Source organism: Paenarthrobacter sp. TRD_SC_7 (assembly GCF_056156245.1).
Genome location: NZ_CM149587.1, coordinates 1,279,849 through 1,292,448 on the forward strand (window position 1 = coordinate 1,279,849; position 12,600 = coordinate 1,292,448).

General features: G+C 63.0%; 10 protein-coding genes. 3 read left to right on the forward strand and 7 right to left on the reverse strand.

What is annotated here, in order from left to right; translation table 11 throughout:
* Positions 1-76: 76 nt before the first annotated feature.
* Positions 77-1,261 carry a MarP family serine protease gene (locus tag AC0J5Z_RS06405; RefSeq protein WP_475038266.1) on the reverse strand — a complete coding sequence of 395 codons (1,185 nt, stop codon included), beginning with the start codon at positions 1,259-1,261 and terminating at the stop codon, positions 77-79.
* 235 nt (positions 1,262-1,496) lie between these two features.
* On the opposite strand from AC0J5Z_RS06405, the gene AC0J5Z_RS06410 reads away from it, so the two are divergent.
* On the forward strand, positions 1,497-2,174 hold the full coding sequence (locus AC0J5Z_RS06410) for a Crp/Fnr family transcriptional regulator (protein WP_011775987.1): 678 nt from the start codon (positions 1,497-1,499) through the stop codon (positions 2,172-2,174).
* 131 nt (positions 2,175-2,305) lie between these two features.
* Here AC0J5Z_RS06410 and AC0J5Z_RS06415 read toward each other — a convergent pair whose 3' ends face one another.
* The 4 genes from AC0J5Z_RS06415 to AC0J5Z_RS06430 form a co-directional block, all read right to left on the reverse strand.
* A complete protein-coding gene (locus AC0J5Z_RS06415; protein ID WP_475038267.1) occupies positions 2,306-4,465 on the reverse strand; it encodes an alpha-galactosidase in 2,160 nt (719 codons plus the stop codon).
* A gap of 104 nt (positions 4,466-4,569) precedes the next feature.
* Positions 4,570-5,934, reverse strand: a complete 1,365-nt coding sequence (locus AC0J5Z_RS06420) for an ABC transporter substrate-binding protein (protein WP_475038269.1) — start codon at positions 5,932-5,934, stop codon at positions 4,570-4,572.
* 65 nt (positions 5,935-5,999) lie between these two features.
* Positions 6,000-6,926, reverse strand: coding sequence for a carbohydrate ABC transporter permease (locus tag AC0J5Z_RS06425; protein WP_475038270.1), 927 nt, complete (start codon positions 6,924-6,926; stop codon positions 6,000-6,002).
* Positions 6,927-6,935: 9 nt separating this feature from the next.
* On the reverse strand, positions 6,936-7,895 hold the full coding sequence (locus AC0J5Z_RS06430; RefSeq protein WP_475038271.1) for a carbohydrate ABC transporter permease: 960 nt from the start codon (positions 7,893-7,895) through the stop codon (positions 6,936-6,938).
* 214 nt (positions 7,896-8,109) lie between these two features.
* Between AC0J5Z_RS06430 and AC0J5Z_RS06435 the strand changes: the two genes are divergently transcribed.
* Both AC0J5Z_RS06435 and AC0J5Z_RS06440 read left to right on the forward strand, forming a co-directional pair.
* Positions 8,110-9,309, forward strand: coding sequence for a Gfo/Idh/MocA family protein (locus AC0J5Z_RS06435; protein ID WP_475038273.1), 1,200 nt, complete (start codon positions 8,110-8,112; stop codon positions 9,307-9,309).
* A 14-nt stretch (positions 9,310-9,323) separates the two neighbouring features.
* A complete protein-coding gene (locus AC0J5Z_RS06440) occupies positions 9,324-10,343 on the forward strand; it encodes a LacI family DNA-binding transcriptional regulator (RefSeq protein ID WP_475038275.1) in 1,020 nt (339 codons plus the stop codon).
* Between the two features lie 80 nt (positions 10,344-10,423).
* Here the strand turns inward: AC0J5Z_RS06440 and AC0J5Z_RS06445 are convergent, their stop codons facing one another.
* Positions 10,424-11,779 (reverse strand): FtsX-like permease family protein, encoded by a 1,356-nt coding sequence (locus AC0J5Z_RS06445; protein WP_475039598.1) that lies wholly within the window; start codon positions 11,777-11,779, stop codon positions 10,424-10,426.
* A 7-nt stretch (positions 11,780-11,786) separates the two neighbouring features.
* Entirely contained in the window at positions 11,787-12,536 is a 750-nt protein-coding gene (locus tag AC0J5Z_RS06450) for an ABC transporter ATP-binding protein (RefSeq protein ID WP_475038277.1), read from the reverse strand.
* Positions 12,537-12,600 lie beyond the last annotated feature (64 nt).

A 12,600-nucleotide genomic window follows, 5' to 3' on the forward strand; every position in this document is an offset into this window, starting at 1 on the left:
GCGGTGCGGGAGTGTGCGGGAACTGTGCCCGCTCAGTGAGCGCTGGGCATCCGAAAACACCCACGATGCGGGAACGCTACTTACGGGTGCACTGACCTGCCGAGACGGGGTCGCTGAGGCCGGGAGCCTGCGCGGCCACCGGTTCCAGGTCCTGCATGGTGAGGGCGAAGCCGAGGGCGGCATCTGTGGTGGTCTTGGCGAAGATCAGCCCGGCCACCTGCCCCTGCATAGTCAGCAGGGGACCACCTGAGTTACCCGGCTGGACGTCGCCCGCCAGCCTGTAGACCAGCTCCGGCGAAGGATTGTTGCCGTAAATATCGGGAACCAGAATGGTTGAAATGCCTTGTACCGTAGCCGGCTTGGATTGGAACGGACCGCCGTGCGGGTACCCCGCAAAAGCGGCGGGACTGCCCGCCGCCAAATCGGCACTCAATGGCAGCGGGTCGGATTGAAGACCATCCACGGCCAGGACGGCGATGTCCCGCTGGGAGTCGAAGTACACCACCCGACCCGGCAACGCACCGCCGTCGGGAACTTCCACAACCGGCTGCGACACGCCCGCCACAACATGCGCATTGGTGACGACGCGCCCGGGCGAGACCACGAATCCGGAACCGGTCTGGTTCTGCCCGCATTCGAATGCGGTGCCGGCGATCTTGAGGACAGAATCGGCGGCCTGGTTGAGGGCTGGAGTGTCGGTTGACTCGTTGGGAACGGGCACCGGTGTGACGGGGCCAACGCCCTCAATGAGCTTGGGAATTCCGTCGCCGATCACCGTGGACCGCAGCTGTGCCATGGTGCTCTTGACGGGCGTAGGAGTCACATTGTCGATGTAACGAATGACACGGGACTCGGCCAATTGCTGCGAAACGAACGGCACGCCGAGAGAACTGATGCTGAACGCGAGCATGGACATCACCAGCGCCGCCACGACAACGCTCACCACGCCACCGATCAATCGGTCCACAGCATGCAACGGCTTGATCCGCACAGCGTGGCGGACTTTACGCCCGATCATGGTGCCGAGCCCGTGCCCCAAAGCGATAAGCACGACGGCGGCACCCACCGTGGCGGTCAGCCTCCAACCGCTGTCGGTCACCCAGCCGCTGACGAGTGGAACTGCCATGAAGGCCGCAATGGCGCCGACGACGAACCCCGCGATTCCACCCAGCGTGACCATGAAGCCGTTCCGCAGACCATAGATCAGGTAGGACAGCAGCATCAAGATCAATGCCAAATCCAATATCGTCAAGCCAAACACCAATGCTCCTCATAGCCGGGTTAGCGCCAATTCTAGGTGGCCACCCTGACAACCAACCGTTAGTCCGGTCACGGTATGGGCCGCTTCTACCCCCGTTAAGGGGCGTCAGGAGGGGCTGGATGCCCCGAAACCCGCGCCATTTCAGCGTTTCACGTGCCAAGTACGTCACAGAAGCTTAAAAATTCTGAAACAATGGCCTGAGCGCCACGACCGAAACTTATATTCAGGAGATTTCATGGACATCGAGGTATTGCGCCGCGCACCCCTCTTCGCCACCCTTGACGACGACGCATTCCGCTTGCTGACGGACGAGCTCACCGAGGTGGACCTTTCACGTGGAGCTTCGGTGTTCCGCGAAGGCGACCAGGGTGACCAGCTCTACTTCATCGTTTCCGGCAAGGTAAAGCTCGGCCGCACGTCCCCCGATGGCCGCGAGTCGCTCCTGGCCATCCTCGGCCCGGGTGAGCTCTTCGGCGAAATGGCGTTGTTCGACCCCAGCCCGCGTACAGCAACGGCCACCGCCGTCTCGGAAACCCGCCTGGCCGGTCTCAAGAACGAGAGCCTCAACGCCTTGCTCCGCACGCGCCCCGAGGTGTCCGCACAGCTGCTGCAGGCTTTGGCCCGCCGCCTTCGCCGCACCAATGACTCCCTTTCCGACCTCGTCTTCTCGGACGTCCCGGGCCGCGTAGCCAAGGCCCTCCTGGACCTGGCAGACCGCTTTGGCCGCCCCGCCACCGACGGCGTCCTGGTTGCCCACGAGCTCACCCAGGAAGAACTTGCCCAGCTGGTGGGCGCTTCCCGCGAAACCGTGAACAAGGCACTCGCCGAGTTCGTTCAGCGCGGCTGGCTCCGTCTGGAAGCCCGCGCCGTGGTGATCCTGGACATGCAGCGCCTCCGCCAGCGCTCACGCTAAACAGCAACGAAAAAGCCGCCCTGGTTGTGAACCAGGGCGGCTTCTTTGTGTTAACCGTGAGCGAGCGTTTGTTTGAAGCACGAGGGATGTGAGCGAGGGTTCCCCTGAAAACCGAGGGATGTGACCGAGCGTCAGAGGGCAGTGAACCGCAGCAGGATGGCGTGCTCCGGGTTCAGGACCGGCATCGGAAGGCCCACCTCGCCCAGGAACCGTCCCGTCGCTTCAGCCCCGGACGCCACCCACGGCGCCGGCTTTGCCTCAGTGAACGTGTGCCCGTAGTCGGCGTCCCCCGCTGCAGGGAAGATCGCCTCCACCCGGTACGTCCGGGACGGATCCAACCCCGGAATGGTCACCCGTCCGGGCAGTTCGCTAAAGCCTGTCCGGGTCTTCACCACGGCGAAAAGAGCGGCCGTGGCACCGGACGTTGGAGCGTCAGCCACCACGCCGTGCACCATCAGCGACTCGTCCGGCACATCGGCGCGAACCATCCCTCCACTGTGGATGAGGCCTCGGTGTTCCTTGTAGAGCCCGATGAAGCGCTTGAGCTCCTCGCGCTCCGCACCCTGCACAGTGCGGACGTCCCACTCCATGCCGAAGTGTCCAAACAACGCCGTGATAGCGCGGAATGAGAGGTCATGCGTCCGCCCGGTGGTGTGCGACGTGGTGGGGCCGATGTGCCCGCCCACCAGTTCCGGCGGGACCACCATTCCGGTCCATCGTTGGATGGTTTGCCGTTCCAAGGCGTCGTTGCAGTCTGAAGCCCAGATCCGGTCGGTCCATTCCAGGATCCCAAGGTCCACGCGGGCGCCACCGGAGGAGCAGCTTTCGATCTCAACCCCTGGGTGGGCTGCATGGAGCGCATCGAACAGCCGGTATGCGGCCAGGGTTTGCTCGTGCACCGAAGCCCGGCCCGCGTGTCCGTGCTCCAGCAAGTCGCGGTTCTGGTCCCACTTGAGGTAGCTGATGTCGTTCTCACGCAGCAGCGCGTCAATGCGATCGTAGATGTACTGCCATGCGTCGGGGTTCACGAGGTCGATCACGTGCTGCTGCCGCCACCCAAGGGGCAGACGGCCGCCGTCCTTATAGGAAACTGCTGAGGGGCCCACAACCCATTCCGGATGAGCTCTGGCGACGTCGGAGTCCAGGTTGACCATTTCCGGTTCAACCCACAGACCAAACTCCATACCGCGGCTGGTCACGGCGTCAATCAACGGCGTCAGTCCGCCAGGCCAAACGGTCTCGTCCACATACCAGTCGCCCAACCCGGCGTGGTCGTCGCGGCGCCCGCGGAACCAACCGTCGTCGAGCACGAAACGCTCAACCCCGAGGTCCGCAGCTGACTCGGCCAGCTCGATCAAGGTGTCCAGTTTGTGGTCGAAGTACACCGCTTCCCAGGTGTTGAGGACGACTGGGCGCCGCTTGCTCACATGGTGCGGCCGTGAACGGAACCACGCGTAGAAGGCCTCGGAGATCCCGTCCAGTCCCCGGTCTGAGTAAGCCGCAAACATTGCGGGAGTCGTGTAGCTTTCGCCGGGCTGCAGGACTACTTCGGCCGGCCCCAGCAGTTCCGAACCGCCCATCATGGTGCGGCCATCGGCAACGTTGTCCGCAAACTGCTCGTGGTTCCCGCTCCATGCCAAGTGTGTAGCCCACACCTTGCCGTGCCGGTTTCCGAAGCCGGCTGTTCCGGCCGCAAGCAGGAGCGAGGAGTCATGTCCAGTCCGTCCGTGCCGGCCTGTGCGGACCCAGGTTCCCTGTTGGATGGTGCGCCGTTGTGGGTGCCGCTCACGGCACCAGCGGCCGGTCAGGTCCAGAAGTTCGACGGCGTCAGGTGCCACCGGGAGCATTGTCGCCAACTCATCCACCTGGAAAGGCGACGTGCCGTCGTTCGTTGCCGTGTGCCGCAGTTCGAGAAGCCCGCCCGGGTGCAAGGTGAGGTTGCTGGTCACCGTGATGCCGGCGTCGGGATCCGCTTGGACGATTACCGCGGAGTTGGCGTCCGCCGTCGCGCTCACCACGCGAAGGCGTACCGAGAAGTCAAAGCCGGGTACGCCATCTGTGAAGCGGTGGCCGCGAAAACCCGGCCGCCCCTGCCATGACGACGAAGCCTGGGGGACGAGCCCTGCGGGGACGTTCGCATCGATGGACGACGGCGGGATGGGCTCGTTGAGGATGGACAGGTCCGGCAAGGTGTCACCCAGATCGGCTCCCCAGTGCGTTATCTCAGCCTCTCCACGGTGGGTGCTGATCACCAAGCTGGTACCTGCGGAACGGAGATGGAGCGGGTGCATGTATGGAGTCACTTTCAAATCGAGTCGTGTGGGGTGTTGTGGGGCCCGCTCTGCGTGCTTCGCGAAGGAATTAGCGCGCAGAGCGGGCCCCGCAACGGCTTGGTTTACTTCGCGAAGAGGGCATTGACCTGTTCGTTGGCGGCCGTCAGGGAACTGGCCGGGGACTTGCCAGCGATTACCGCGTCCATGGCCGGCTTCATGATTCCCGAAACCTTGGCGGCGTTGTCCGTGATCGGGAGCATGAAAGTGGTCTTGTCCTTCACATGCTGGGTGAAGGCGCTGACGTCTACGTTCTTGGCCTTGAAGGCGTCTGCGGCCTTCTCGGAGGAGGTGGTGATGGCCGGGAACACGACGGCCTTGGAAGCCACGACATCTTGGCAGGCGGCGGAGCCGAGGTATTCGACCCACTTGATGGCGGCGTCCTTCTTCTTGGTGCCGGCCCAAACGGAATCGGCCAGGCCATTGAACATGGAGGCGCGCTTGCCTTCGGGGCCCTGAGGTGTGGGGGCGATGCCGACGTTGATGCCCTTGTAGCCGGTGTATTGGCCGATCATCCAGGAACCATTGCTGTTGATGGCGGCCTTGCCTGCGCCGAAGCTGTCGGCAGCGTTGGCGCCAACGGTGGTTTCAAGTTTGGGCATGTAGCCCTTCACGGCGAGCGAGGCCCACCAGTCGATGGTGTCCTGGAGTTTTTTGTCGTCGTAGTTGAAATGGGTGCCCCAGGGGTTCTTGTCTGTGGTGGTCCAGCCGGTGGTGGCGGACAGGTAGCTCCACTGTGTCTGGCCGGCGTTCTCGGCGTCGGAGCCCGGCAGGCCCAATCCGTAGACGGCAACATTGTTCTTGTCGAAGCCTGCCTCGTCGCCGCGTTTGCCGTTCTTGTCCACGGTGAGTCGGGCGATTGCCTTCTCGTACGTTCCGCCGTCCTGCGGGTTCCAGGTCAGGGAGCCCATCTGTTCAGGGGTGATGCCGGCGTCGGTGGCCATCTTCTGGTTGTAGAACAGTGCGACGGTGTCCCAGTCCTTGGGCAGGCCGTAGCGCTTGCCGTCCTGGCCCACCCAGAGGTCTGCGAGGCCTTCGTTGTACTGGGAAAGGTCTACCTTGTCCTCCGTGATGCTGTCGTCAAGGGCCACCAGCTGCTTGGTCTTGAGGAAGTCGGGGTACTTGGACAGGTGGTCCGTAAAGACGTCCGGTGCGGTGCCGGAGGCCATGCCGTTGGTGAGCTTGGACCAGTAGTCGTCCCAACCGGTCTGGGTGATCTTGACGGTGATGTCCGGGTTGGCCTTGGTGAAGTCAGTGGCGCACTGCTGGTAGGCAGGGAGCTGATTGGCGTCCCAGAGCCAGTAACTGATCTCGCCCTTGGCAGCGTCTCCTCCGGAACTCCCTCCGGAGCTTCCGCCCGAGCAGGCCGACAGTGCGAGGACAGCAGCTGCTGCGACGGCGACGGTGCCTAACGCCTTCTTGTTCATCATGGTTGGTCCTTTCAGGACGGGATGGGGTGCGTGCCGGCACATGCCGGTTTCCGCGGGGGAGAAAGCTATTTTGTGCCGTTGAAGCCGATGGAGTTGACTATTCGTTTGCCGAAGATGGCGAAGAGGATCAGCACGGGCGTGGCGGACACGAGCGTTGCGGCCATGAGCCCGGACCAGTCCGGTGCCCCTTGCGGGGACTGGGATTTGAAGACTCCCAGTCCCACTGTGAGCACCCGGGATTCCTCGGAGGTGCCGACGAGCAGGGGCCAGAAGTATTCGTTCCACTGGCCCATGAACGTCAGCAGGGCCAAGGTCGCGATCGGGGCAGCGGCGTTGGGCATGATGATCTGGAAGAAGATCCGCCAGTGCTTGGCGCCGTCGAGCATTGCAGCTTCTTCAACTTCCCTGGACATGTTCAGGAAGAACTGGCGCATGAAGAAGATCGCGAACGGGGTCATGAACAGGTAAGGCAGCACGAGTCCGAGCATGGAATTCAGCAGGCCCAGGTTCTTGATGAGCAGGAAGTTGGGCAGAGCGGTGAAGATCGGCGGGACCAGCATGGTGGCAAGGAACAGGGAGAAGACCGCGTCGCGGCCTTTCCACCGCAGCCGGGAGAAAGCATAGGCGGCCATTGAGCTGAAGAACACCGCGCAGGCTGTAGTGATGCCGGAGAAGAGCAGCGAGTTCCAAAGGTACTGCCAGAAGTTGATCGAAGCGCCCGAGCCGCCTTCTGCGATGGCTTCGGACGCACTCTGGAGGCCGAAGACACGCTTGAATGCGCCAAGGTTGAAGTCGGCCGGCAGCAGGTTGGCGGAGTTCGCGGCGAGGGAGCCGTTGGAGGACAGAGCTGTGCGCAGCACCCAGTAGAAGGGCAGGATGCTCACGGCGATGGCCAGGACGAGGAGGGTCAGGGCGATGGTGCGGCGCCAGTTGAAGGGCCGGCTGAGCGGGCGACGGCGGCCGCCGTTCTTGGGCGATGCAAGAGTGGTCATGGCGTGTCCTTAGTCCAGGTCCGACTGGTTGCCGCGGAGGAATTTCATCTGGATGAAAGCGACGATGGCGAGAATGAGGAAGAGGATGACAGCCAGGGCGGATCCATAGCCGAAATCCTGTTCGTTGAAGGCGCGCTGGTAGATGTAGAACTGCAGCACACGGGTCGCGTTGACGGGTCCGCCGGCCGTGGTAACGGCAACGGTGTCGAAGACCTGGAAGGAACCGATTACGGTCACTACGAGGACCAGGACCAGTACCGGTCGCAGCAACGGTAGGGTGATCCGCCAGAAAGTGCTTACGGCCTTGGAACCGTCGATGCTGGCGGCCTCGTAGACGCTGTTCGGGATGGCCTGGAGTCCGGCGAAGATCAGGAGCGCTGTGTAGCCCATGTGCCGCCATGTATTGATGAGTGCCTGGGTGGGGATGGCCCATTGCTCGCTACCGAAGAAGGCCACCCGGGGCAGTCCGGTCCATTCGATGATCTGGTTGATGACGCCGATCTGGTAGTCAAGCATCCAGAACCACAGCAGAGCCGCGATGACGTTTGCCATCAGATAGGGCATCAGGAGCGCGCCGCGGATGAGGGTTGATTTTGCGACACGGTGCATCAGGATTGCAAGGCCCAGGGCCAACGCCGTCTGAAGGACAATGTTGATCACCACGTATTCCGACGTGACGCCCAAGGCGTTCCAGAACAGCGGATCCTTGGCTATGCGTTCGTAGTTCCGTGCACCAATCCATTCCGGGTCGCCCAGGATGCTGTACTCGGTGAAGCTGAGGTAAATGCCTCGGATGGTCGGGACGAGGTAGAAGAGGATCAATCCGACCATCGCCGGAGCGATGAAGAAGAGTGCGACCTTCAGGTCTCCGATGCCACGGAACCCGTCGGATGGTTTTCCCCGCTTCCGTGACTTCCGCGGCGCCCTGGCGGAGAGCCCCGGATCCGGTTGCTTGGTTAGCGTGGTCATCGTCGACCCTTTCCTTACTGTGATGTGAGTAACAACTGGATGGAAATCTACACGAGTAGATTCGGGTAGCGCAAGAGTATCCGCAATCTTTTGGTGTGAAATGTTCAATTTTGTTGCTTCTGTTGACTCGAGTAGATCCCAATGCAAGACTCAACGGGAAATCACGTGAGGACATAGTCGGAGGCCGCTTCGGCAGCCCCAGGGAAGGTAAACAATGACGTTTTCGATCGGTGTTGTGGGTGCCGGGCAGTTCGGCAGCCAATTCGCCCACTTGTTCAAGCTCCACCCCGGCGTGAGCGCGGTCTATGCGATCGACGAGCTTCCCGAACGGGCTGCTGCTGCGCAGGAACGCTGGGGACTGGATGGCGTGATGGGCAGCTTTGAGGAGCTGTTGGAGTCCGACGTCGATGCTGTCGCCATCTTCACGCAGCGGTGGACGCACGGGCCACTCGTCGAGCGTGCCCTGCGGGCCGGAAAGCACGTCTATTCAGCCGTACCCATGGCCATCTCCGAAGGGGAAATCGAACGGATCATCGAGGCCGTGCGTGAGACCGGGTTGGTCTACGCTATGGGCGAGACCAGCTACTACAACCCAGCCACCGTCTTCGCCCGGCAGCAACATGCGGCCGGCAAGTTTGGCCGGATTTTCTACACCGAAGGCGACTACGTCCACGACATGGATCTCGGTTTCTATGAGGCATACCAGTACAGCGGCGGAGAGCGGTGGAAGGAAACCGCCAGCTACCCGCCCATGCTCTACCCCACTCACGCAATCGGCGGCGTCCTCGGAGCCGTCCCCGGACATGCGGTCAGCGTCAGCTGCATCGGCGTGAAGGACCAGCGTGGCGATGGCGTCTTCGACAAGGACGTCAGCATGTTCGCCAACGACTTCTCGAACGCCACGGCGCTGTTTGAAATGAACGACGGCGGAGCGATGCGCACCAATGAGATGCGCCGGGTCGGGTACCCATCACACATCCGGGAATCACGTTTTCGCTTCTTTGGAACCGAGGCCAGCTTCGAACAACTCGCAACCACCACGGTGTGGCAGGACAAGTCTTCTGTGCACGACGTGTCGGAACAGGTGGAGACAAAACCAACCATGTCCGCCGACGATCCCTCCCTCGCGGACGTAGCGCCGGAGCTGCGGGATGCCTTCATCTCGGGGCTGGCTCCCGTACATGACCAGTCCAGGCTTCCCCAAGAGTTCCTGGGAGCTCCCAACGGGCACGAAGGAAGCCACCAGTTCCTGGTGGACGACTTCGTCACGGCCGTGAATAACCGCAGCCTTCCTCCGGTAAACGCCTGGGTGGCGGCCCGGTTCACGTTGCCGGGAATCGTAGCCCACGAGTCTGCGCTTCGTGGCGGGGAGCGCCTTCCCATCCGCGACTTCGGTGATGCTCCCGTGGAGTAGCTAGCATTTACCTCATGACAACTTCGGCGGTACAAACCTCGCGCGGCCCGGCTACACGCAAAGACGTGGCCCGGTACGCCGGGGTGAGTACCGCCGTCGTGAGTTATGTGGTGAACGGCGGGCCCAAGAACGTTGCCCCGGCGACGGAAGCCAAGGTTCGCGACGCCATCCGCGTTCTCGGTTACCGGCCCAACGCCGCCGCCCGGGCCCTGAAGCTGGGATCCAGCGAAACCATTGGTGTGGTGGTTCCGGACAACACCAACCCGTTTTTCACGCAGCTGGCCCACGCTGTGGAAGACGCCGCAGCGGAACTGGGCTTCGGCATGGTGCTCACCAACTCGGACGGAAGCCTGACGCGCGAACGCAAGAACATCCGCACGTTGGCCGCCCGCCAGGTGGACGGTGTATTTTTGGCCAGCTGTGTGTTCGATCCCGATGTCACGGAACTGGAGGCTTCGGAGATTCCGTCCGTGCTCCTGAACAATGCAGGGTCGCCGCCGGGACTTAGCAGCGTGGGTGTTGATCTCCAAGCCGGAGCGCGTGCCGCCGTGGAACATCTCATTGGTCACGGGCACACGAATATTGGCCTGGCAATCGGAACCAATACCGGCAACCAACTGGATGGGCGCGAGGTGGGCTGGCTGGCAACCTTGCGCGACGCCGGGCTGCCGGACGGGCCTATGCTGCACGGTCCCTTTAGCCGTCCGGGCGGCTACGAGGTAGGCAAACGCTTCCTCGCCATGGCCAATCGCCCCACCGCGATCTTCGCGAGCAATGACATGCAAGCCATCGGCATCCTCCGGGCGCTGCATGAGGCAGGTGTTCGTGTGCCCGAGGACCTTGCCCTCGTGTCCTTCGATGGCTCGCTGGACGCCGAATACTGCTGGCCCGCGCTGACTACTGTTGCTCAGCCGGTCAAAGCGATGGCCGAAGCCGCCGTGCAGGCACTGGTAGGCAAGGGCCGCGGCGATGAACCGCAACACCAGATCCTGCCCACCGAGCTGATCATCAGACAGTCCTGCGGCTGCAAATAGCCCCGCCGAGTTGGCACTTAATGCCAATGTTTGCCGGAAACATTGGCATCAACTGCCACCTCGCGAGGGGCCCAGTCGGGTTACGAGTCCATGCTCGCGTAGCGCTCAGGGCGGGCCAGCACTTGGCCGATCTGCGCCGTGCCTGCAGCGACAGCCAGCCGGACCAGTAGGAACCCGGCCGCGAACACGCCGCCAATGGTCAGGAACACCACGGGCTGTGTCAGCAGCACAGCGCCCGTCAGCGGCAGTACCAGGACAGCAGCTGCAGCAGCGGAGATGCCAGCAACCAGGAAAAGCGGCGACATCACAGCTTTGACTCGCGCCGCCACCATGAGCTTCTGCGGCATCCCTACGCGGTCGAGTGCCACCAGAGTCGAAGCCCGGTCCAGCACGGCTGCAGCCTGGTTCACGCCAGCAGAGCAGGCAACCATCAGGAACGAGCCCAGCAGGGTGATCATGACTCCGGTGTTGATGTCCCGGACCAGCAGCGTAGCTTCGGCGTCGCCACCAGTGCCCATGGTGTCGGCCACTGCCATGCCGACACCCACGAATACCCCTACAAAACTAGTCATGGCGACGCCCCCAACTTGCCGCCACGATTCTTTCGGGCTCTCCAGCACGGTCCGAGCAGCCAGCAGTTGCTCGGGCCGTTTGGCGCGCCTGAGTTGCGAGGACGCCCGCAAGCGCAGGATCCACGGCCCCATGAGATTCAACGCCAACAGCGCCAGCCCGAAGCAACTGCCCATCACGGCGATAATCACAATGAACGCACCGAAGCTGCTGAGCATCCCCATCGCCACCACTCCAACAACCACAACCACTGCCGCGATGAGTCCGCGCACCCAGTGCGCGCCGTCGGCCGTTTGCCGGGTCCGGACGCCTAACGGTGTCACCACAACTTTCCGAAGCCCCAGCGCAGCGCTCGCCGCGGCGAGGACACAAACCGCGAGAACGCAGCCGAGGATGGACGGAACTGACAGCCACGCGTGGCTTCCAATTGCTTGGCCTCGGAACTGGATCAGTCCCAGGAACGGTGCCATGCAGGCGTACAGTCCCGCGCCCGCCACCGCACCGACAGCCGCCAGAACGGTCGATTCAATGACGGTCATCCAGACGACTGTTGCGCTGTTGGCGCCCAGCAGGCGCAAGGAGGCCAAGCGGTCATCACGACGGCGGGCGGCCAGTCGCGCGGCCGAGGCGCCGAGCGTCAACAGCGGGATGATGAGCAGGACCATCGCGACGACGGCCAAGGCTTGGTAGGTGCCGGCGATATCGTCGGACCAGGACCAGAAAACCTGTGAGCCGCCAGCAACGGTGAGCAGCAGCGCGGTGACCGTCCCGAAAGCAAGGATGGGCAGCCCGGCGTCGCGAAGACCGGTCTCGCGGAGGCTGCTGCCGCTGCTTCGCGCGAGATACGGCGTGAGACGCAGGGCCATGCTGAGGCTAGACATTGAACGCACCTTTGAAGTTGGTGGTGGCGGGGGCTGCCTGGCTGGCAGCGGAAACAGGGCTCCCGCTATCTGCCACGATCCGGCCATCGCGCAGCTCCACTACGCGTTGGCAGCGGGCCGCCACGTTGGGATCGTGGGTGACCACCAGTAGCGTCCGACCATTGGCTGCGACGCTGCGAAGCAGTACATCCAAAACTTCGTTGGAGGTGGCGGAATCCAAAGCGCCCGTTGGTTCGTCGGCGAAGACCACACGGGCGCCGGTGACCTGGGCGCGGGCGATAGCCACGCGCTGTACCTGTCCACCGGACAACTCACCCAGGCGGCGTTGTTCCATGCCTGCCAGTCCCAGGGCGCCCAGCCACTCGGCGGCCCGGGACTCGGAAGTAGCCCTGTCGGTGCCGTTCAACATGAGCGCCAAGGCCACGTTCTCCACTGCAGTCAGTTCCGGTAGGAGCATGCCTTGCTGGAAGACGAAGCCGAACTCCTCGCGCCGCAGGCGGGACAGCGCAGCATCTCCCAAAGTGTCCAGCCGCAACGGCGAGGAGGGAGTATTCAAGGTAATGGAGCCGGCGTCGGGCCTCAAAATCCCGGCGAGGCAGTGCAGAAGGGTGGTCTTACCGGAACCGGAGGGTCCGATGATTGCAATGGACTCGCCGGCGTTTGCTGTGAAGTCGACGTGGTCCAAAGCGATGCTGCCGGGGTAGTGCTTAGTGAGCTGCTGGGCGTGGAGGATGGCGTTCATATATCCAGCATCCCTGCAGGCCCTATCCTGCGGCGTCAGTCCCGCGGTTGAACTCTGCGGGCCG